This is a genomic window from Clostridium magnum DSM 2767 (assembly GCF_001623875.1).
In the GTDB taxonomy this organism is placed as follows: domain Bacteria; phylum Bacillota; class Clostridia; order Clostridiales; family Clostridiaceae; genus Clostridium_AM; species Clostridium_AM magnum.
In genome coordinates, this window is record NZ_LWAE01000010.1 from 96,148 (window position 1) to 118,581 (window position 22,434).

Consider the following 22,434-nt stretch of genomic DNA (forward strand, 5'->3'; position numbering starts at 1 on the left):
ATCCTATACCTCCCCGCAAGCTTCTTTATACTTGCCATCACGTACTTCTTCGATAGCTCGTACAATTGATTTGTATCCTGTACAACGGCACATATTTCCATGCAGCCCTTCTCTTATATCGTCTTCTGTTGCATTTGGATTTTCATCTAAAATAGCCTTTGCTGTTAAAATCATCCCTGGAGTACAATATCCACATTGAAGTGCAAAATTGTCTATGAAAGATTGTTGTAATGGATGTAAGGCATTTTTGCCTTCTAATCCTTCGATTGTTGTAATTTTTCTGCCGTTTGCCTGAGCAGCAAGTATTGAACAGCTCTTTACTGCCATTCCATCCATAAGTAATGTACAAACTCCACAGTTTCCATCTTCGCATCCCATTTTTGTACCAATAAGGTTTAAGTCCTCTCTTAAAACCTCTAATAGTGTCTTGTATGGTGGAACCTGTAATGTATATTCTTTTCCATTTACTTCTAAATCAACAATAATACTTTCAAAGCTTTTATCAATAATACTCATTATTTTCCAGCCTCCTTTGCCTTCTTTTCTTTTATAAGCTTAAGAACTTTTTCTGCTGTCATAGGATATGAATCTACTCTAACTCCTACAGCTTGGTAAATAGCTTCTGCAATTGCAGGTCCTGGTGCAATAGTAATTGATTCTGCCATACCCTTTGCACCCCATGGTCCGTCAGGTAGTGAATCTGGACAAATATGTGAATAAGTGTCATCAGCTTTTGGAACGTCAAGTATTGTTGGAATTCTGTAATCTCCAAGATTTGCATTCCATATCTTTCCGTTGTTATCATAATAATGATCTTCAGTGACAGCGAAACCTATTGCCATCATTACGCCGCCTTCAATCTGTCCTTCTACTAGTTTTGGATTGATTGGATTTCCTGTATCAGCAGCACATGCATATTTAAGAACTTTAACTTGTCCTGTTTCTTCATTTACTGCAACTTCAACAGCAGTTGCAGCGAATTGATACCAGTTCCATTGTCTGTCACATCTGCCGTCTTCACCCCACTGTAGAACTGGAGCTGGGCAATATACACCGTATCCTACTACTGGAGTACCTTTCATCATGCCGTAGTTACCTTGTTCAAAGAAGTTTACTGGTCTAAATAGGCTTGCAATTTCAATTTCTTTCTTTTGATATCCTTTTATAATTGCCTTTGTTCCTTCTATTTCAATGTTCATTGGATGAACACCTATTTCTCTTCCAACTGCTTCTCTTAGATTTTTTACTAAATCTAAAGCAGCAGCCTTTACAGCGTTTCCTGTAGTATATGTTGTTCTGCTTGAAGCTCCATAGTTGTCATAAGGAGTTGCATCAGTATCTCTAGCTAAAACCTCTATGTTATCTATATCCATTTTCAATAGTTCTGCTGCCATTTGTTTTAGAGCTGTAGTAGCACCCATACCATTTTCATCACTGCTTAGTAGTAAAGTAACCGTTCCATCACTGTTAAAGTTAATTTTGACTTCAGCACGTCCAAGTGGTGTATTTTGTTTTCCACCTGCTGCTATACCTTTTCCTCTTTTCCAAACAGTTCCATCTTGTACACTTGGTTCATCTACTTTAATAGAGTTAGCAACTGCATCCAAGCACTTGCTTATTCCAGTACTTGTTACAACCTCTCCTACGCAGTCTCTCTCATCTCTTTTGATGAAGTTTTTCTGTCTAATTTCTACTTGACTCATGCCTAATTTATCTGCTAATTCGCTTATTGCATTTTCAAGAGCGAATTCTGATTCTGGAACACCTAAACCTCTATATTCAGCAGCTGGTACTGTGTTTGTAGTAACTGCTTCTGCATCAATTCTCGCTTCACCCCAATTGTAAACAGGATTTGCACCGGATGCTGCCATACGTCCAGTAAAGTAAGTATTGTTTATTGCTGCACCAATCTCTTCACCAACATAAAAGTCGAGGGCAACGATTGTTCCATCTTTTTTAGCACCAAGCTTAACTTTTGTAATAACAGGCCAGTTAGATGGAGCTGTAGTAAACTGCTGCTCTCTTGTCAATCTATAAACTACAGTTCTTTTAACTTTCCTAGCCATCATTGCAACTAATACTTCCATGATACAAGCTAAACGTGCTCCAAAGCTTCCGCCACTGACAGGAGCTAAGACACGTAATTTATTTTCTGGTACTCCTATCATTTTGGAAAGACCCATTTTTACAACACCATGAATACCCATACCATTTGATCTTATTGTTAATTTTCCACAAGGATCATATTCACAAACCGCTAATGGAGTTTCCAATTGACTTGCTGTTTTCTTACCAGTATAAAAATCTCTTTCAATAATAACATCTGCTGTCTTCATAGCTTCATCTACATTGCCAGTATCAAGCTTAAATGAACCAACAACATTCGGTGATTTTCTATTTTTCACTTCATCCATTGGTCTATCTGATGCAGTGTTTCTTTTTCCAAACATTGGGTCAATGACAGATGGTGTATCTGCTTTTATAGCATCCCAATAAGTTAAAACATGTGGTAGTACTTCATATTCTATGTCTATTAACTCAATTGCGTCTTTTGCCTGTTCTAAAGTTTCTGCTGCAACAAGAGCAATAATTTGTCCTGCCCATATTACCTCATTATTTTGAGCTAGTACTGCATCTTTAGGGAACAGCTCCCAATTAGCACCTGGTTCATCACCTGTTATTATTCCAACTACTCCTGGTGCCTTTTCTGCTTTACTTAAATCTAATTTTTTAATTTTTGCATGTGCATATGGACTTGTTAACGCATGCATGTAAACAGCATTTTTAGCTTGAGTAGCAACATCAGTTGCGTATACTGCTTTACCTGTAACCTTTTCGTAAGCATCAATTCTTTTTACACTCTTACCTACATAATTCGTCATAAACGAAAACCTCCATTATTATTATTTATTATGATTTTTATAAATCCTTTACATAAAACATTTATAAAAAAACATTTGCTACTTCTCGTATTAATTAGAAATTTTTAAATGTTAAAAATACTACAAGTGTAATAGATTAATATATCAAAACTTTTTAATTTATAATCTTTAATCGATTATGTATAATCGCTTACATTTATTATAAGACGCTTGTTTAATAATTGTCAATATATATTGTTAAAAAAGTTCGTATATTTTGTTATTTTGTAGAAAAACATGATAACATGACAAAAGAACATAGTATCAATTGAAGCTTGCATTATATCTAAAAATCACACTATTATAACCTGCTCCATTTATTGACATAAAAAACTATTATAGGTATAATCTTTATAAATAATCGTTTATATATAATAGATTGTAATATATATAGGAATATCCAACGAATTAGGGGGGAATATTTTATGGAGGTTTACAGAAACCTTAGAGAATTACAAAAAAATCATACACTTTCACATATGAGATTATCTATGAGATCTAGTATTGCCATTACCATCTTTTCAGTAATTATTATTTTTAGCTTTACTAATGACATACTGTTTCACAGTATAACAGAAATTTTTAGTTCTATAATTTACTTTGGGGTATTTGTAATCATTCTAAATACTTATAATATGAATAAAAATAACTTTTTGGTGTTTTTGGGCATTGGACATTTATTTGTAGCAATATTGGGGATGATACACGTTTTTTCATATCCTGGACTAGCTATATTTTCAAATAACGATAACTATAATATTTCAATGCAGCTTAACATTGCTCTTGCATATATAGAAGCCTTCACATGCTTAGGATCAATTTTATTAATTTATAGACCAGTAAAAGATTTAAATAACAATTTAGTATTTATAGTTTTCTCTTTTATTTTTGCTCTCTCTATAGCTTCTATCTTTTATTTTAAAATATTTCCAACTTGCTATAATAAAGGTCAAACTGAATTTAAAATTATTAGTGAATATATAACCTCATTTATTTTCCTAATACTTTCCATTTTATATTTCAAACTACGAAAGAATATAGATTCACAAATGTTTTTTTATATGGAGTGTTATCTAATAACGAAGATCGTAACTGAATTACTTTTAAGCATGTTCTCTAGTACTAATGACTCCATATACATAGTATCCCATATATTAAAGGTTGTTTATCACCTTTTCATATATAAAGGTGTAATCGAATTAGGCTTAAGGAGACCTTATGCTATTATTTTTCACAAGTTAGATAAATCTAACAGCAAATTAAAAATTGCTAATAATAAATTGGAATAAGAAATAAAACAACGTCAATATTTCGAAGAAATGTTTACTAAGAATCAACAATTCTATGATTTAATTATAAATCGCTCAAGCGATGCAATTGCAGTCATAAGTGAAGGAAAATATATATTTGTTAACAATAAGGCACTCGAAATATTCGGTACAAATAATTCAAGTGAACTTATAGGTAATGAATTTTTTGATTTTATTAACAACGAAAATAAAGAAATGGTGACACAATATGTTGACCAAATATATTCCGAATCCACTACTTTTATTTCATATGAATGCAAAATTAAAGGACTAAACGAAAAGGAAGTTCCCGTAGAAATAATAAGCAGTTATATATTATATAATGGTAATCCATCATACATTAGTTTAATTAAGAATATTAGTTCACAAAAACAAATAAATGAACTTGAAAATCATGTAAAAGAAAATGAGAAAGTTATAAGTGACACGATAGAATTTAACAGACAGATGATGGAGTTCTTTGCAAATATATCACATGAATTAAAAACACCATTAAATGTAATACTAGGTGCTATTCAACTATTAGAGTTGCCTAATAATAAGGGATTATCAAAATCCTTTGATCTTACACTTAATAAGTATATAGGAACAATGAAGCAAAATTGTTATAGGTTGCTGAGGATTATAAATAATCTGATTGATGTATCAAAATTTGATACAGGATATTTCAAACTAAATCTCAGTAATTATAACATTGTAAGTGTTATAGAAGATATCACGTTATCAGTTGCAGATTACATAGAAACTAGCGGTGTTAAATTGATATTTGATACTGATACCGAAGAAAAGATTATAGCTATTGATGCAGACAAGGTCGAGAGAATAATATTAAACTTGCTTTCTAATGCAGTGAAGTTTACTGATGCTGGAGATAGTATATTGGTTCGTATAGAAGATAAGAATGAAAGTATTATTATCTCAGTAAAAGATACAGGCGTTGGGATACCTAAAGATAAACTAGATATTATATTTGAGAGATTTGGTCAAGTAGATAAGACACTTTCTAGAAATAATGAAGGCAGTGGCATAGGTCTATGTCTCGTGAAATCTCTTGTTGGCATGCACGATGGTACCATAAAGGTTAAAAGTAAAATTGGGGAGGGGAGTGAATTTATTATAGAATTACCTATTAGAATAGTTGAGGAAACCGAAGTAGTAGAAAGTTGCTTAGATCAAAGCAATGTCGAAAAAATTAACATTGAGTTTTCGGATATATATTCATAGTTGTTTATTGTTTAGTATTAAATCACAAAAAGTTATTATTGATTTCTTACAGAAGTCCAACGGGGTTGTTTCTTTTTTCAATCCTGTAGGTCATTCTATCAAAGTTAAAAAAATAAAGTCCTCAGCTAGGTATAACTTCTAACTGAGAACCTTTAACTTTAAGTATATATTTTTAACACTTGCTTAAAAAGCCTAAATATTTAATAATAAATTAGTCAATAAAAAATATAAATACGTTTTTAATTAAGCTTTCGTTCATTAGGGGCTGTCTCAAAATGATTCCTAAAGTCATTTTGAGAGTTAGCCTCTCTTCTATTTTTGGAGGAAATAATTTTAATTATTATGTAGTTGTATAATTAATTGTTATTTTTTTGCATGACAAAAAGAGAGTCCTTTTATGGCTCCAAACTTGGGATTTTTTATGAAACTTAAGATACCTTTACTTCATGTAGCGATTTACAGCATCTGTCGTTCTGAATCCTATTATGAAGCTTATTTATGTTATATCCTAGGCTTAGCAGCATGAACTCAATCTTTACGTTATCCTTGCCTCTGGTATAAAACCTCCTAAATCCATAGTCTTCCTTTAGGACACCAAAAGCACCTTCTACCTGTATAGACCTGTTTACCCTAAGGACAATCCCTTCGGGAGTACTTATATTATTAAGAGATTGCTGCCTTTTTTCAGCAAATACTTTTGATACTTGTATTTTTTTATTTCCAGCAGCTCTTGTACATTTTGACTTATGCTCGCATCCAGAACAATCATTACATTCGTATATCACTGCTTCTGATTTATAACCGGACTTAGATGTCCTTGTTTTATGGCCGACAGGCCTTAATTTTAGATTATTGTAGCAGGTGTACTCATCGAGTTCTTCATCATATTTCATATTCTCACGTTTACTGATATCTTTCTTGAAGTTTGATTTCTTCATGGTTTCATAGTTCTGTGGCTTTATGAAAGAGATCTGGTTATTCTGTTCAATAAAAACATAGTTCTCTTCGCTTTCATATCCGGCGTCAGCCACTATATTCAAAAACTTTTTATCTAAGTTTTCTTCGAGTTTTTTTAGAAACGGTATTAATGTAAGTTGATCAGATCTTTCACTAGATATAAGAGTTCCAACAATATATTCGCTCTCAACTGCAATTTGAACATTGTACCCTGGTTTTAGCTGCGCATTTCTCATATGGTCATCTTTCATTTTCATAAATGTTGCATCTTTATCTGTTTTTGAAAAGCTGTTTCTATCACCAAAGGTTTTATTGAATTCATCATATTTGGATTGTTTTTCAATAATGTCTTCGACAGCCTCCACATACCTTTGAATCGGAGATTTTCTTTTTCCTTTGCCGTGAACAAATTCTACACCGTCTTTAGTCTTCTTATCGTTTAAGAAGTTAAGTATTTCTGACATACAATTGATTTCAACCTTAATATTAGGTAAAACAAAATCTATTGAAAACTTTGTACTAAACTTTCAATATCAATAGAAATATCCATTTGAAAATTCGAGTTGTTGCTGATATAATTCTTTTGTGTGTTTAGTTGTTTTTTCACAGAAATTATTATACACACGCCGCGGGTTCATTTGAACCCGCTTTTTTTATCCAAAAAATAAAAGGGCTATCTCGCCCTAGAAATTACTTTCTATTTTGAGACAGCCCCTTTTTTAGTAAAGAATCCTTTAAATATATAATTAGCACCTAGTTCCATCAAATATCCTAACACACCACCTACTATGCTAGCAATTACAGTTGCTTTCCAATCAAAATTATTACCAAAAGTAGCTCCACATCCAATAAAAGAATCTGGTATAAAGGAAAGAACTTTCCATCCTGCTTGTACACACATACCTATAACAGCAATCAGTACTATTATAGCCATTGCAAACTTAAAATGCCATGCTCCTAGTACGAAAAAAATAATCATTGCCCAAATAACACCACTTAAATTGGCAGATAACGCATTCAATAATCCTTCTTTCTTTCCACCTGCAGCGAAAAAGCTTGCAATTGAAACAAAACTAACTCATGAAATTACATTGATTGCACTTGCATACTGAGCAAAAATTCCAGCACTAATTCCAATAGAAACCAAATAACCCATACATATTTCCCCTTAAATTTTAAAGTTTGACTTTTAAGTAAATGATTAAAACTTTAAATTTCACTTTTATTCTTCAATGGCACCTTCTACCGCTGCTATTATACTTTTATATCCTGTACATCTGCAAAGATTTCCAGAAAGTGCAATTTTAATTTCTTCTTCTGTTGGACGGGGATTTTTTAGTAGTAAAGCTTTAGAACTCATAAGCATACCCGGTGTACAAAAGCCACATTGTACAGCATGATTATCTATAAAAGATTGCTGCAAGCGATCTAATTGTACATCATGTTCTAACGCTTCAATTGTAATGATTTCTGTTCCATTCACTTGAGCTGCCAATATTAAACAAGAGTTTACAGCAATACCATCCATCAGTACAGTACACGCTCCACATTCTCCACCGCCACAGCCTTCTTTTGTTCCAGTGAGTAATAATTCTTCACGAAGTAGATTCAACAATGTCATTTCTGGGTCTACATCTATACAAGTTTCTTTACCATTTAACATAAATGTAATTTCTAGTTTATTCATATACTTAGTCCTCCTTGTTTAAAGTGTTTTCTATAAGTGATGCAGTAAACTTAGCAATTACAGGTAATTTATAAGTGCTAGATGAACGTCTTCCTGTTTGTTCTAATACGTAATCTGATGCTAACATACCACCTTTTCTTAATACCTCATCATTTAATTCCTTGCCTATTAAATAATCCTCCACAGTACTAAATCTTTCTGGTTTGGAGATTGCTGAACCGATAACTAAGCTTATTTTAGTCACTCTATTGTTATCCACATTTAAAAGACAAGCTCCATTTAATCTTGCTATTGCTAAGGCATTTCTTCTACCTATTTTTTCAAAGTCCATTCTTATGTCAGCTGATGGTATTTTAAATATAATATTGGTTAATATCTCATCCTTCTCTAATAACGTTTTATTACTACCTACAATAAACTCTTCTACAGCTATAACTCTTATCTTAATATCACCATCTATAATTGATTTAAGCTCTACTTTTGCTTCTAAGCAAGTAAGGGTAGGCACTACATCTGCTGCAGGACTAGCATTACAAATATTACCTCCTATTGTACCTTTGTTTCTAATTTGTGGTGATCCAACAGCTTTTGCTGCTTTACAAATAATCATTGCTTTTTCCATTAGAATTTTTGAATCCGATAAATCTGTAAATGTAGCCATGGCTCCAATATTTATTTTATCACCTTTAATTTCAATTTCTTTTAACTCTTCAATTTTAGATAGATCAATAATGTTTCCTTCTGGTCCCTTGCCTTTATGAATGTTAACAACTAGATCTGTTCCTCCTGCTAATAAGGCTGCACCTTGGTAATCTCTCCTGTATTTTAGTGCTTCATTTAAAGTTTTAGGTTGAAAAAATTCTCTACTCATTGATGGCGCCTCCTTGTATATATCCTAACTTTTGACTTTCTTCAATTGCTGAAAATACACTTTCTAAATCTGCTGGTAAATTTCTTATTCTTACACCTAATGCATTTTCAATGGCATTAAGCACCGCTGGTGAAACAGTAGCTGTTGAAGATTCACTAACACCTTTTACACCTAATGGGTTATTTCCTGCTTTTGCTTCTAAAGGAATTGTTTTCAAATTATAAAAATCCGCTGTTGTTTGTAATAGGTATTTGTCAAAATTTTTAGTCAATAACTTACCATTTTTAGTTGTTACTTCTTCAGTTAATGCAAAGCCTAAAGCCATGGAAACTCCTCCAGCAATTTGAGCCTTTACTTCAGCTTCATTTATAATACGTCCAACATCATGAATAGCCACTAAATTTATTACGTCAACTTTTCCTGTTATTAAGTCAATCTCTACTTCTGCACCACAAGCTCCGTAATTAAAAGAAGCATAAGTTTCTCCACAATTCTTTTCAAAATCCCACCATACAGGAGGCAATGACCACCAACCATAACCATAGACCCCTGGTATTTCTTTGTAACATAAGGTAACAGCCTCTTTAAAGCTTATATTTTCACTTTTATCTTTTGTAAAAATCGTATCATTTTCAAATACTAAATCTTCACACTTTGCACCCCATTTTTTAGCAATAACTTTAGACATTCTATCTTTTGCATCATTTGCTGCAACTAAAGCTGCGTTACCGGAAGTAATGGTACCTCTTGAGCCTACAGTTGCACCACTATCTGGTAAATAAGAAGTATCCAATGGGCTTATTCTCATGTTTTCAATACTAACCCCTAATGTTTCACTGATAATTTGAAGAACTACATTGGTTCCTCCTTGTCCTTGTTCTGTAATTCCACTAAGTACAACTATAGTTCCATCTTTTTCCACGTGAAAACTTACAGCCGCAGCATCCTTTACAGGGAACCCTGCTCCCATAGCTTCACCACGAAATATACATGATATTCCACGTCCTCTTACTTTTCCCTTAGGTGCTGGTCCTGATTTTTCGTGAACAGGGAATTCCTCTTCTAATTTGTCTAGACAGGCCATTAAATTTACACTTTGTAGTTTTTGACCAGTGGCTGTAATAGACCCCTCCTTAAAGGCATTTATACGACGAAGTTCCAATGGATCCATGCCTAGCTCTTTCGCTAATTCATTCATTAAAGATTCTGATGCGAAATCAACTTGTGGTGAACCGAATCCACGAACCGCATCTGAAATGGTGTTATTTGTGAATGCTCCTACTATATTAGTAGAAAGATTTTCAACATTATAAGGTCCTGTAGCTTCTACCGTTGCTCTCCATATTGTTGCTTGACTTTTTGTAATATAAGCCCCAACATCAACTAACCCATTAATTTCCATAGCAGTAATATATCCATCCTTCTTTGCACCGATTTTATATTTCAATTTAAAAGGATGTCTTTTAGTTCCTTCTTCTAAAACCTCTTCACGATTCCAAACCATTTTACAAGGTCTGCCTGTAATCATTGCTGCCATAGTTACACGAGATGCAATAATATTAATATCGCTATCTTTCCCACCAAAAACGCCCCCTAAAGTAGGTTGAATGACCCTAACTTGATTTTCATTGAATCCACAGTAAGCCGCAACAGCTCTCTTGATATTAAAAGGTCCTTTTCCTGGACAGTAAATTAAAACACCCTTTGCCTCTGGAATAGCAATTGCACCATCAGGCTCTATAGCCGAATGCATTACTCTTTGTGTAGAAAATTCTCTCTCTAGGATGACATCTGCTTCTGCGAATCCTTTTTCTAAGTTACCCTTTACAGTCTTATGACTTGCAGCAAAGTTTGAATTTCCATGGAGTATTGGTGCCCCTTCTTTTAATGCTTCTTCTGGATTCACTACATAAGGTAATTCTTCATATTCTATCTTAACAAGCTTTGCTGCCTTAGCAGCCTGTACCTTTGTATTAGCCACAACAATAGCTACACCATCACCTGCAAATTTTGTTTCTTTTTCTGCCAAAGCAGGCCTGTCTTTTGGAGTTTGATTTACCCCTGGTACATCTTTTGCAGTATATACTCCTACGACCCCTTTTACTTTTAATGCTTCAGAACTATCTATATTTAAAATTCTTGCATGAGGAGCACCAATTCTAACCGTTTGCACATAAAGCATTCCTGGGAATTTTAAATCATCAATGTATTTTGCTTTACCCGTTATTTTTGCATAGGCATCTTGCCTATCATAAATCTTTCTTTTTGAAATTTCGTTCTTCATATTCTTACCTCCTTGTATTTAATCTATTTTAAAATGCTTCTTTCATAGAAGAGTAATCATAGTATGTAGGTAACCCCCCTGTATGTAAGAAGATAACTTTAGATCCCTTCTTTATCTCACCTTTTTTAATTAATCCTATGAGACCTGCCAGTGTTTTTCCTGAATATATAGGGTCAAGCATAATTCCTTCGGTTCTTGCTAATAATTCTATAGCCTCCTTAAGTTCTACTGTGGGCTGTGCATAACCTTTACCATAATATTCTTCATAACAAAGAACTTTATCTTTGCTTGGTGTTTCAACATTTAAATAACTTGATGTCTGCTCTAGCGCACCATAAAGTGTTTTTAATTGCATCTCCTTATTTTGAAATACATTAACCCCCATTACAGAAATAGTATACTGTGCTGAATGAAAACCTATAAGAAGCCCCATTTGTGTTCCACCTGTACCACTTGGGCATACAAGATAGTCAAAATCTACATTCATTTCTTTTGCTTGCTGAAGAATTTCATTTGCGCAAAGAACATACCCACAGTTTCCTAGGGAGCATGTACCTCCTCTTGCAAGTATATAGGGATTTTTACCCTCAGCTTCTAAGTCTCTTTTCATCTTTTGAGTAAGTTCCATATCGCTTAGTGGTCCTACAATTGGTGCTATAGATTTATCAACTTTAGATACGCCTCCAAGCTCATATAGGTGCTTATTAGGATCTAAATTGTATTCATAATCTGCTTTTGCCCAATATTCCATAATTAATTCTGTCTTCATGCCTTCCATATTAGCTATAAGCAGTGCCATTAAATTGTGATTGCACTGCACTGTACTCCCAGTAATAATGGTATCTGCACCTTGGTCAACTGCTTCTTGAAATAAAAACTCTAGTTTTCTTACTTTATTACCACTAAATGGAAGTAAATCATCTCTTTTAATATAGATCTCTACTTCTCCACCTAATTCTTTAGATAAATTAGGCAGTTTTTGAAGAGGTGTTGCCTCTTTAATATAGTGTCTTCTAGGTATATTATTGATTTTTTTAAATATAGTTTCTGTACTCATAGTTATTTCCTCCTATTCTTTATATATTTCCGATTACTTACTCTATATATTAACTATAGCTATTTTTCATAATTAAATCATTGTCTATTGTTGTCCTTTACTATTGCAAAAGTTATCTTTTCAAAAATTTTCAGCAAAAAGAGCCCTCTTTGATAAAAGGCTCTTTGATTTATTAAACTATTCATTTTCTATATCCTTGTTTTGAAGTCGATACTTAGCAGGAGTTAACTTATAGATATTTTTAAAAGATCTATAAAAACTACTTACATCCTCATATCCTACAATAGATGCAATTTCTGCCGTACTTATTTCACTTTTTTTAAGAAGTTGACATGATTTTTGCATTCTTATATCGCTAATTAACTTTCCATATGTCTTACCTGTATATTTTTTTATGATCTTACATAAATAGTTCTTGCTATAACTGAACTTCTGCGCTATTTCTTCAAGAGAGATATCCTTATAACTATCTCGCATATAATCCAGTATCTTCATCATATCCACATGTCGTGGTTGGGCATCTTCAATCCATACCTTACAGTCATAGCTCCTCATTAAATAAACACAAAGCCATTCAAAATATACATTGAGCATACGTTTCGAAGTTCTATGTGAAAGTTGCATCTCCTGATACATTTCTAAAATTAAAGCTTTTATTTTTTCATCCCCACCTACTTCAAATAAAACATAAGATACCAGTGATGATCCATATATAATTCTGCTGAAAAATTGTGCTAGTATATCCTCACTATCTAGCAACATCATAAATGCTTTGTCAAAAGTACTACGTCTTACCGCAATATGAAAGATAATGCTGTCGTCTGCATCTGTGTGCAGTTGATGATCGATGTTAGTGGCTAATAAAAGCAGGTCTCCTTCTTTAAGCATTACCTCTTCTTCATTTGGTCCAATAAATTTACATACACCATTATAAACATAAGTAAATTCTATAAAATCATGCTTATGCATTATATGGTGTGGTCGATATCTAGGTCGTCTTAACACTGCAATATCTGACTTTGCATTAATAAACAATTCCTCTGAATAAACATTATCATCCTTAGATAAACTCTGCACAGGGTCTGTTTTAAATTCTTGTGCATTAAATCTTTCTAATATGGTAGATAAATACACTTTGCTCATATTATAAGGATTCAAATTCTCTTTGTAGAAATGTTTATATACTTTTTCTAATGTTGTCATTTCAAACATGTTATCACTCCAATATCAAAAGACTTTAATCATCAATTATATGACTTACTAGACTTTCTAGTATATTTATTTTTTCTAACTGTATTGTGTAAAGCTTCTCTTAAGTTATATCCTACCAGAACAATGTCATCAAGTTAATATTTAAATAATTTACAATTAAAACTCTAAAAGAAAGTCCTCAGCTAGATATAATTTCTAACTGAGAACTTTAACTTAAGTATATATTTTTAACACTTGCTTAAAAAGCCTAAATATTTAATAACAAATTGGTCAATAAAAAGTATAAATACGTTTTTTAATTAAGCTTTCGCTTGATTAGAAGCTTCTTTTTTAGAAAAGAAGCCTTTAAATATATAATTAGCACCTAGTTCCATTAAATATCCTAACACACCACCTACTATGATAGCAATTACAGTTGCTTTCCAATCAAAATTATTACCAAAAGTAGCTCCACATCCAATAAAGGAACCTGGTATAAAGGAAAGAACTTTCCATCCAGCTTGTACACACATACCTATAACAGCAATCAATACTATTATAGTCATTGCAAACTTAAAATGCCATGCTCCTAGTACCAAAAAAATAATCATTGCCCAAACAACACCACTTAAATTTGCAGATAATGCTTTGAATAATCCTTCTTTCTTCCCGCCTGCCGCGAAAAAGCTTGCAATTGCAACAAAACTAACCCATGAAACTATATTGATTGCACTTGCATACTGAGCAAAAATTCCAGCAATAATTCCAGCACTAATTCCAATAGAAACCAAATAACTCATACATATTTCCCCCTTAATTTTAAAGTTTGACTTTTTAAGCAAATGGTTAAAACTTTAAATTTAACTTTTATTCTTCAATGGCACCTTCTACCGCTGATATTATATTTTATCCCTTATTAACTTAACTTCTTTAATTTAAAAAGTCAAAAATCCAGACTTAAGTTTATATTCCTTAAATAGAATATAATTACACTAATAATGGATATACTTTTGCTATAAAAAATTTATAAAATTTTTAAGAAACTAGTTTAAGTTTGGTAAACACTGTTTCTATGGGTACATTATTTTTGGCTTGCTCATAAACAAAGCGTACTAGATCTTTAGCCGCTAGGCTTTTGACAGACCTAATAGCATCACCAATAGTTTCAAGTTCTTTAATATGATATAACCTATAAATCTCTAGAAAATTGATTGCTAAGAAGGTAATCAGAAAGTATCTCTCGATAGAGAGTATACCTTGAACCTTATATTCATCAAATCCTAAATGTGATTTAAGGTATTTATAGTTAGTTTCAATACTCCATCTGTTTAGATAGTATTTTATTACAGTTTCACTGCTAAGCTCTATGTCTGTCGACATTAAGTATACTGGATCTTTGAAACTATCTCCATCAACTTCATAGCAAATTAAGGCTAATGCATTTTCAATCTTTGAAACTTTACCTTCGTATCTATATACTCTGTAATCAGTACCTTCGATGGTAACTACATCTAAGGTAGCTGGATTGATATATTTTGCAAACTCTTTAATTTGCATTGTTATTACTAATGGAGAAATCTTTCTGTTAGATTTTAAAGCACCGATAAGGTTGAAACCTTTTATAAAGCAGCCATTAATGAGTTTTTCACTAGTATACCAGCTGTCAACAAGACAATATATTTTATCCCAGTTGGATGGTTTTTCAAAAGAATTAATAAAATCTAGGGCTATGTCTGATTTACCCATAAAAGTTTTGTCATATATTTTGCAGTTTTCTTTACTTAAGTAGGGCTTGTAGTTTAAAGGAATAGACATATCCCCTGCGACAAAGTTAGAAGTAACTACACAGTGAAACCAAATGCTTTTACCTTCTGCATGACAATAATTATAGCTCAGCCCTTGCATTTTCTTTGCTTGCTCTTTAGGATTTACAGTATCATCTATAACTAAGAATCCTGCGGATTTTGGCTTTATGATCTTATCAAAGTAAAGCTTTAAATAGTTAATACGATTTCTGTCAATGAGCCTATCGTCCCATTTAGAACGACTCAAAAATCTATATATCGAGCTGCTACTTTTAGCAGTTAGTATATGCTCAGAAATTTTTAATAGAGATTTTGTGCCATCTAAATTTATTAATCCATTAATAATTGTGGTTATATGATGAAACTGCGGCTTACTTATTCCATAGTTTACATCATTTAAGTAGTTGTAAAGTTCATTATTGGTGGATATACTATAATTGATAAATTTATTTGGCATACTGATTACCTCCGTGTAATATTTGTCTCGCAACTTATATTTAACATGGAATTAGACAGTGTGCCATATTTATTTTTTGGAAGTATTGCCAATTTGACTTTTTATTTTGCAGAATTAAAGTTATTAATATTAATCTTTTATCATATACTCTTTATGTTTTTAATCATCCTCCAATTTTTTATCTCTAGAATCTAACTTATATAGTATCTCAGGTTCTAGATTAAATACTTGACAGAAATAACGTACAACAACATCTATGGCTTTATCGTAGTTCTCACAATGATCCAATAACTTCTGTATTGAAGTTACACCTTTATCACTTATACCACAAGGATTTATCATCTTGAAATACTCTAGATCAGTGTTTACATTGAAAGTAAATCCATGCATAGTAACCCACCGTTTAACACTAAAGCCAAGAGCAGTAATTTTATTGTTTCCAACCCACACTCCTTTATGTTCCGAGAATCGTTTTGTATCAATATTATATTGTTCCTTAAGCAGTCGAACAAAGACTTCCTCTATATTCCAAATAAAATTGTGTACATCTTTACCATGGTTATTAAGGTCTATTATAGGATATCCAATTATTTGACCTGGTCCGTGATATGTTACGTCTCCACCTCTATTAGTTTCATGTATGTCAATTCCACGTGCTTGTAATATATCTTTAGCAACCAAAATATTAGATTGATTAGCATTTCTCCCTAGTGTTAACACTGAAGGATGTTCTAGCACTAACAATATATCTACTATCTTCTGTTGTTGTCTTAGTTTTAATAACATTTTTTGAAGTTTTAAAGCTTTCGTGTACTCAATTCTTCCCAACTTATAAACAGATAGCTTCATGAATACCCCTCCTTATAGCTATTATATATAATCCCTTCAATAATTCTAAAAGTGTTCATTCATACCAAATATTAAATCCTTTTTCAGTAGATTTAAATCAGCCTTTATTATTCATTTTTAACCGCTGTGCTTTGGATTCGATACTGTGCAGTGGTTAAATTATAGGTATTTTTAAAAGATCTATAAAAACTACTTATGTCCTCATACCCTACATATAGAGGCAATTTCCGCTGTACTTATTTTACTTTTTTTAAGAAGTTCACATGATTTTTGCATTCTTATATCACTAATTAACTTTCCATATGTTTTTCCTGTATATTTTTTATGATCTTACATAGATAGTTCTTACTATAACTAAATTTCTGTTCTATTTCTTCAATAGAGCTATCCTTATAGTTACTTCTCATATAATCCAGTATCTTCACCATATCCACATGTGGTGATTGGGCATCTTCAATCCATACTTTACAGTCGTAGCTCCTCATCAAATGAACACAAATCCATTCAAAATATACATTGAGCATATGTTTCGAAGTTCTATGTGAAAGCTGCATCTCCTCATACATTTCTAAAACTAAAGCTTTTATTTTTCATCCTTACCTACTTCAAATAAAGCATAGAACATAGGTGATACCCCATATATAACTCTTCCAAAAAATTGTGATAGTATATCCTCACTATCTAGCAGCATCGTAAATACCTTGTCAAAAGTACTACGTCTTACCACAATATGAAAGATAATGCTATCATCTGCAGAAGATTCCCCTCTTTAAGAGTTATCTCCTTTTCATTGGATTGAATAAATTTGCATAGGCCATTGTAAACATAAGTAAACTCTATAAAATTATGCTTATACATTCCATGCTGTGGTAGATATCTAGGTCGTCTTACCACAGCAGCATCTGCCTCTGACTTAATAAACAATTGCTCTGAATGAATATTATCAGCTTTAGATAAACTCTGTATAAAATTTGTTTCAAATTCTTGTGCATCAAATCTTTCTAATATGGTATACAAATTCGATTTACTCATATCATTAGGATTCAAATTTTCTTCATAAAAATATTTATATACCTTTTCTAATGTTGTCATTTCAAACATATTATTCACTCCAATATGAAACTACCTTTATGTTTGCTTTACAAATCCTCAACTTTTGTAAGGATTTCTTCACATAATTCTTCAATATGATTTTTTACGTATTGAGATGCCTTTTCTGAATCTCTTTCTTTTAAACTTTGAAATAACAATTCATGCCTACCAGCTAGCTCTGCCAAGCTTTTTTTAGATATATTTGCAGTAATAAAGGTCCATTGTCCTAGATTAACCATATTCCACATCTTATCTAACAATGAATTATCAGCTATATCTAATTCAGTAAATTCCTCTTTAAATCCACTTTCAGCAACTATTTTCATCTTTTTTAGCAGCTCATTCATTTTTTTTAAATGATTTTCCGATATATTTTCAGCTGCCTCACAAACAGCAAGCATCTCCAAATAAGTCCTAACTTTATATGTATCTTCTATATTTTTTTTGTAAGTTTCTTTACAAAGCATCCGAGAAATGGTTTGTTTTCTATAAGGCCCATTAGTTCAAGCTTCCTTATTGCCTCCCTAACAGGTGATTGAGAAACTCCCAATTCTTTAGCAATCCTTGTTTCCACGATTCTTTCTCCTCGCTTTAATTCATTATTAAATATTAATTCCCTTATTTTACGACTTACCTCGTTTCTTAGTGTAGATTTTTTAATTGAATTCATTTACTTTATCCTACCCATGTTTAAAATACTATAGATTATATATAATCGATTACTATATAATATAGCATATCTCCAACATACTGTAAAGTACACCAATAAAGAGGTTGTAAATTGTAATTGAAAAACTTATTTAACTTATTTGCTCTATTTTGTTAATCAAGTAGATAAATATAACTGGTGGCAAAATTAAATCTTTCCACCGATTTGCCACCACTGTGTAAATTTCAAAAAAACACACTAAGGTATACTAAATTCTAAAACCCTTGGTTTCAAGCCATTTATAGGGTATAAAAGATATAATTTAATATAAGAAAATATATTAAAATCCCCATTTCCTGGAATACAAAACTCGGCTTATAGACTTAGTCGCATGGGATATCCACTGATTTTTCAGTGGCTATTTTTATTTTTTGCCATCGCTCAAAATAGCAGCTAATTTCTCAGTAGCATTCTGCTACATCTTTAAATTTATGTGCCAATAAACACCAAGAGTTGTATTTATATCAAAATATCCTAGAACTTTTTCACTACAACACCCCCGAGTGTATCAATACAAGAAATCATTAATATAATTTCAAATAACATAGAAAACATAACATAATTTCAAAATATAGTTTGTTATTCATCTTATAAATTTTTGATTCATGATATTATATTCTTCGCCAAGCAAATTAAAAATATTGGGATATCGCCAAGCGGTAAGGCACCAGACTTTGACTCTGGTATTCGTAGGTTCAAATCCTGCTATCCCAGCCAAAAAAATTAAATATTTTTAAAAGTTGGCGATTTAAATTACATGTGGAAAGATGGTCGAGTTGGTTTAAGGCACCGGTCTTGAAAACCGGCGTACGGGTGACCGTACCTAGGGTTCGAATCCCTATCTTTCCGCCACAAAACTATGGGGGTATAGCTCAGTTGGGAGAGCACCTGCCTTGCACGCAGGGGGTCAAGAGTTCGAATCTCTTTATCTCCACCATATTCGGAGGAGTTCCCGAGTGGCCAAAGGGGGCAGACTGTAAATCTGTTATCATTGATTTCGATGGTTCGAATCCGTCCTCCTCCACCATAATAAGGGCGCATAGCTCAGCCGGGAGAGCACCTGCCTTACAAGCAGGGGGTCACAGGTTCGATCCCTGTTGTGCCCACCAATTAAAATAGAGTATACATAGGTTTGTATAAATCAAATCTATGTATACTCTTTTGTTATACAAAAAAGCATCACAAAAATACGCCTTATCTCTTTTAGATCTATCTATGTATTTGCAAGGGTATCATGAATTACTTGTTTATTTAATTCAGTATCTAAATTTACTTTACTTCTAATGTATAATTACAATATTTGTTCATTCGGGAACCATCTGATGAGTGTGGTGGTGTGCTGCTAATTTTAAAGCCATTCTTTATACAAAACTTAACCATCTCATCTGAAATTACCATTTGCATTCTTATCATGGCAAACCCTCTTAACTTAGAAATCTCTTTAAGTTTTTCAAAAATAGCTGTAAAAACACCTTGTCTCTTATTAGATAATTCTACATAGTGAACTACTAATGTATGAGGATAACAGCTTTCTATTAATAACTTTATAACTTTCTTGCATATTCTAGGGTCAGATTTAAGAGCTATTCTAAGGTCTGATAACTGTATAAGATTAACTTCTATTCCGTGACTGTCTTCCAGTATCTTTTGGATACCAATAAAATCATGTCAATTAAGTTTTATATTTTCCATTATCAATTCCCCTTTCTCCAAGCACCCATTATACTTTAGAGCCATCCATCACAAACCTCAAATCTAATTAGTGTTCATATTATATATATGAGGTTAATCAGTTTATTTATTATACCAACTGCATATAAAATGGACATTATTATAGTATTAAATTAACGTACCCCTTTTGGAAATCATATTTTCTCCGACTTCAATAATATGCTTATCAGGGTCATAGAAACGAAAAAAATCCCCTTATACTACTAATCTATAATAGTATAAGGAGAAAGGGGGCATTTACTGAAATGGGGGAAATCTATTAATTATTTTATTTGAAGTATCTGTTTAATAAACCTAGGAATGCAGAACCATGTCTTGCTTCATCTTTACACATTTCATGCACAGTATCATGTATAGCATCTAAGTTTAATTTTTTAGCTAGAGTAGCTAAATCTTTCTTTCCTTGAGTTGCTCCATGTTCTGCTTCTACTCTCATTTCAAGATTTTTCTTAGTATCTGCTACAACTACTTCTCCTAGTAATTCAGCAAACTTTGCTGCATGCTCTGCTTCTTCAAAAGCTATTCTCTTATAAGCTTCTGCTACTTCTGGATATCCCTCTCTATCAGCCTGTCTGCTCATAGCTAGGTACATACCAACTTCTGTACATTCACCTGTAAAGTTTGCTCTTAAACCTTCTATTACTTCAGGATCAACATCTTTTGCTATTCCTATTTTATGCTCATCAGCCCAAACAAATTGACCCTCTACTTTTTCTATGAATTTGTCACTTCCAACTCCACATGTTGGACACTTTTCTGGTGCAGTTTCTCCTTCATGTATATATCCACATACTGAACAAACAAATTTTTTCATTTAATATTCCTCCAATCAAGTTTAATATTTATATAATATTTTATATTGTCTTTTCTACATTTATTATTATACAATAATCATTATTAATTATCAAGTGCTTTTTTATAATTTTTAACAGTTCAACTGTCAGTTTAAAATAAATAACCACCTATGTATTTTCCAAAAGTGGTTATCACTGACGTAATATATCAAATAATGATGTTATTGGATCTATATAACTCAATGCTGCAATACTTTGACCCTTTAATCCATTTTAAATTCTTCTAACATTCCATTTTATAAATATAACTACTCCTATACTTAAAATAAAACTTAATATTAGTATATTGTACAGGCTTAAATTGATATCTATTAATTGTCCATATATTAGCTGACCAGGTGCAACACTTACTGTTGCAACAGCAGTAGAAAAAGCACTTACCTTCCCAAGCATCTCTTCTCTTACTTCTTTTTGAATATAACTTAAAGACAAAACATTAGATAACGCTAAAGAGAGCATTATTCCAAGACCTCCTATTGAATAAAGTCCTAAAATAACAAATTTGTTTTCCATAGATAAGCAAGTAGAAATACCCATAATTATAATAGCTATTACCATAGGATACATGGTTCTATGTATTTCTCTCATTTTAAAGATTTTAGGTCTAAAGGTTATTAATAACCCTCCTGTTATCATTCCTAAAACAAATATCGCTTCTACAAAACCATATATAGTTGAAGACATATTTAACTTTACTTTAATAAAATAAGGAGATACAACACTTAAGATTGGTACTACAAAGATATTAGTTAATCCATATGAAACAATAATTCCAAATATAATTTTCCTTTTTCCCTTTAAATATATAAAACTTTTTTTCATTTCCTTTAGAGATCTTGAAATAGGATTTTTAAATTCGTCCTTTAATTCTAAGTCTGGAATATCTAAAAACATCTCTAAGATAGCTGATATTAAAAAACTAATAGCATTTAATATTACTATTGTTTTTATTTCAACAAAGCTATATAATAATCCAGCAGCTATAGGTCCAACTAAGTTAACTATAGCTGACACTTGTTGAACTATTCCATTAGCTGAAGTTAATTTTTCCTTTTTAACAATTTGTGGAATACAAGCTGTAACAGAAGGACTATATAAAGTATAAATAGTAGATAGCATAAACATAACAGTTCCTACTATTATGGTGTTATCTCTTCCACTAATTAAGATTATTGAATATATAGCCATTAAAGCGCTACTTAAAAAATCAAGATAAACCATTACTTTTTTTCTATTTATAGTGTCTGCTAATAATCCTGCAATTGGTGCAAATAATATATATGGAATAGTTGATAGTGCTAGTAGTCTTCCAAAAACAGCTGCACTTCCTGTCAAATCTAAAATATATAAGGACATACAAAATCTTTGAATTGCATTTCCAAACAAAGATATTATCTGTCCTGCAACTACTATAATAAAGTTTTTATTTTTCATG

The 22,434-nt window shown here is 32.0% G+C and carries 21 protein-coding genes, 5 tRNA genes and 1 pseudogene; 7 read left to right on the top strand and 20 right to left on the bottom strand.

Going from position 1 to position 22,434, the window contains the following annotated elements; all coding sequences use genetic code 11:
* Positions 1-3: 3 nt before the first annotated feature.
* Both CLMAG_RS26065 and CLMAG_RS26070 read right to left on the bottom strand, forming a co-directional pair.
* Positions 4-516, bottom strand: coding sequence for a (2Fe-2S)-binding protein (locus CLMAG_RS26065; RefSeq protein WP_066629809.1), 513 nt, complete (start codon positions 514-516; stop codon positions 4-6).
* Positions 516-2,882: a xanthine dehydrogenase family protein molybdopterin-binding subunit gene (locus CLMAG_RS26070; RefSeq protein ID WP_066629811.1), complete on the bottom strand. Its 2,367-nt coding sequence runs from the start codon at positions 2,880-2,882 to the stop codon at positions 516-518. The genes CLMAG_RS26065 and CLMAG_RS26070 overlap by 1 nt, the downstream gene beginning before the upstream one ends.
* A 464-nt stretch (positions 2,883-3,346) precedes the next feature.
* On the opposite strand from CLMAG_RS26070, the gene CLMAG_RS31165 reads away from it, so the two are divergent.
* Positions 3,347-4,210, top strand: a complete 864-nt coding sequence (locus CLMAG_RS31165; RefSeq protein WP_082832097.1) for a membrane-associated sensor domain-containing protein — start codon at positions 3,347-3,349, stop codon at positions 4,208-4,210.
* Between the two features lie 30 nt (positions 4,211-4,240).
* Positions 4,241-5,455 carry a PAS domain-containing sensor histidine kinase gene (locus tag CLMAG_RS31170; protein WP_082832098.1) on the top strand — a complete coding sequence of 405 codons (1,215 nt, stop codon included), beginning with the start codon at positions 4,241-4,243 and terminating at the stop codon, positions 5,453-5,455.
* A gap of 428 nt (positions 5,456-5,883) precedes the next feature.
* Here the strand turns inward: CLMAG_RS31170 and CLMAG_RS26080 are convergent, their stop codons facing one another.
* The 15 genes and pseudogenes from CLMAG_RS26080 to CLMAG_RS26145 form a co-directional block, all read right to left on the bottom strand.
* Entirely contained in the window at positions 5,884-6,876 is a 993-nt protein-coding gene (locus CLMAG_RS26080) for a transposase (protein WP_066629813.1), read from the bottom strand.
* Between the two features lie 233 nt (positions 6,877-7,109).
* Positions 7,110-7,478, bottom strand: a pseudogene (locus CLMAG_RS26085) (DUF1097 domain-containing protein); the annotation flags it as partial.
* A 156-nt stretch (positions 7,479-7,634) separates the two neighbouring features.
* A complete protein-coding gene (locus CLMAG_RS26090; protein ID WP_066629818.1) occupies positions 7,635-8,099 on the bottom strand; it encodes a (2Fe-2S)-binding protein in 465 nt (154 codons plus the stop codon).
* 4 nt (positions 8,100-8,103) lie between these two features.
* On the bottom strand, positions 8,104-8,970 hold the full coding sequence (locus tag CLMAG_RS26095; RefSeq protein ID WP_066629820.1) for an FAD binding domain-containing protein: 867 nt from the start codon (positions 8,968-8,970) through the stop codon (positions 8,104-8,106).
* On the bottom strand, positions 8,963-11,254 hold the full coding sequence (locus CLMAG_RS26100) for a xanthine dehydrogenase family protein molybdopterin-binding subunit (RefSeq protein ID WP_066629822.1): 2,292 nt from the start codon (positions 11,252-11,254) through the stop codon (positions 8,963-8,965). The genes CLMAG_RS26095 and CLMAG_RS26100 overlap by 8 nt, the downstream gene beginning before the upstream one ends.
* Before the next feature lie 28 nt (positions 11,255-11,282).
* Entirely contained in the window at positions 11,283-12,311 is a 1,029-nt protein-coding gene (locus CLMAG_RS26105; protein ID WP_066629824.1) for a D-cysteine desulfhydrase family protein, read from the bottom strand.
* Between the two features lie 177 nt (positions 12,312-12,488).
* The gene (locus CLMAG_RS26110; protein ID WP_066629826.1) at positions 12,489-13,523 is read right to left on the bottom strand and encodes a helix-turn-helix domain-containing protein; all 1,035 of its coding nucleotides are present in this window, start codon (positions 13,521-13,523) and stop codon (positions 12,489-12,491) included.
* Positions 13,524-13,822: 299 nt separating this feature from the next.
* A complete protein-coding gene (locus CLMAG_RS26115; protein ID WP_066629828.1) occupies positions 13,823-14,302 on the bottom strand; it encodes a DUF1097 domain-containing protein in 480 nt (159 codons plus the stop codon).
* Positions 14,303-14,537: 235 nt separating this feature from the next.
* The gene (locus CLMAG_RS26120) at positions 14,538-15,764 is read right to left on the bottom strand and encodes an IS701 family transposase (protein ID WP_066629830.1); all 1,227 of its coding nucleotides are present in this window, start codon (positions 15,762-15,764) and stop codon (positions 14,538-14,540) included.
* A 159-nt stretch (positions 15,765-15,923) separates the two neighbouring features.
* Entirely contained in the window at positions 15,924-16,613 is a 690-nt protein-coding gene (gene lipB, locus CLMAG_RS26125) for a lipoyl(octanoyl) transferase LipB (RefSeq protein ID WP_066629833.1), read from the bottom strand.
* Positions 16,614-16,903: 290 nt separating this feature from the next.
* A complete protein-coding gene (locus CLMAG_RS26130; RefSeq protein WP_139264283.1) occupies positions 16,904-17,179 on the bottom strand; it encodes a hypothetical protein in 276 nt (91 codons plus the stop codon).
* Between the two features lie 17 nt (positions 17,180-17,196).
* Complete coding sequence (locus tag CLMAG_RS32700) at positions 17,197-17,340, bottom strand: hypothetical protein (protein ID WP_161487036.1); 144 nt, start codon at positions 17,338-17,340, stop codon at positions 17,197-17,199.
* The gene (locus tag CLMAG_RS26135; protein ID WP_066629839.1) at positions 17,334-17,714 is read right to left on the bottom strand and encodes a cupin domain-containing protein; all 381 of its coding nucleotides are present in this window, start codon (positions 17,712-17,714) and stop codon (positions 17,334-17,336) included. Before CLMAG_RS26135 ends, CLMAG_RS32700 begins: the two co-directional genes overlap by 7 nt.
* 38 nt (positions 17,715-17,752) lie before the next feature.
* The gene (locus CLMAG_RS26140; protein WP_066629841.1) at positions 17,753-18,172 is read right to left on the bottom strand and encodes a FadR/GntR family transcriptional regulator; all 420 of its coding nucleotides are present in this window, start codon (positions 18,170-18,172) and stop codon (positions 17,753-17,755) included.
* Entirely contained in the window at positions 18,139-18,375 is a 237-nt protein-coding gene (locus tag CLMAG_RS26145) for a GntR family transcriptional regulator (RefSeq protein WP_066629843.1), read from the bottom strand. Before CLMAG_RS26145 ends, CLMAG_RS26140 begins: the two co-directional genes overlap by 34 nt.
* Before the next feature lie 681 nt (positions 18,376-19,056).
* On the opposite strand from CLMAG_RS26145, the gene CLMAG_RS26150 reads away from it, so the two are divergent.
* The 5 genes from CLMAG_RS26150 to CLMAG_RS26170 all read left to right on the top strand — a co-directional run bounded on the left by CLMAG_RS26150 (position 19,057) and on the right by CLMAG_RS26170 (position 19,523).
* Positions 19,057-19,131: transfer RNA gene (locus tag CLMAG_RS26150), tRNA-Gln, on the top strand.
* Positions 19,132-19,175: 44 nt separating this feature from the next.
* A tRNA-Ser gene (locus tag CLMAG_RS26155) sits at positions 19,176-19,266 on the top strand.
* A gap of 9 nt (positions 19,267-19,275) precedes the next feature.
* A tRNA-Ala gene (locus CLMAG_RS26160) sits at positions 19,276-19,351 on the top strand.
* 5 nt (positions 19,352-19,356) lie between these two features.
* Positions 19,357-19,441 (top strand) — tRNA-Tyr (locus CLMAG_RS26165).
* Positions 19,442-19,447: 6 nt separating this feature from the next.
* A tRNA-Val gene (locus CLMAG_RS26170) sits at positions 19,448-19,523 on the top strand.
* Positions 19,524-19,683: 160 nt separating this feature from the next.
* Here CLMAG_RS26170 and CLMAG_RS32705 read toward each other — a convergent pair.
* From CLMAG_RS32705 to CLMAG_RS26180, 3 genes are all read right to left on the bottom strand, one after another.
* A complete protein-coding gene (locus CLMAG_RS32705; RefSeq protein WP_161487038.1) occupies positions 19,684-19,827 on the bottom strand; it encodes a hypothetical protein in 144 nt (47 codons plus the stop codon).
* 586 nt (positions 19,828-20,413) lie between these two features.
* A complete protein-coding gene (locus CLMAG_RS26175; RefSeq protein WP_066629844.1) occupies positions 20,414-20,959 on the bottom strand; it encodes an NADH peroxidase in 546 nt (181 codons plus the stop codon).
* A 253-nt stretch (positions 20,960-21,212) separates the two neighbouring features.
* Positions 21,213-22,433: an MFS transporter gene (locus CLMAG_RS26180; protein ID WP_066629846.1), complete on the bottom strand. Its 1,221-nt coding sequence runs from the start codon at positions 22,431-22,433 to the stop codon at positions 21,213-21,215.
* Between the last annotated feature and the right edge of the window lies 1 nt (position 22,434).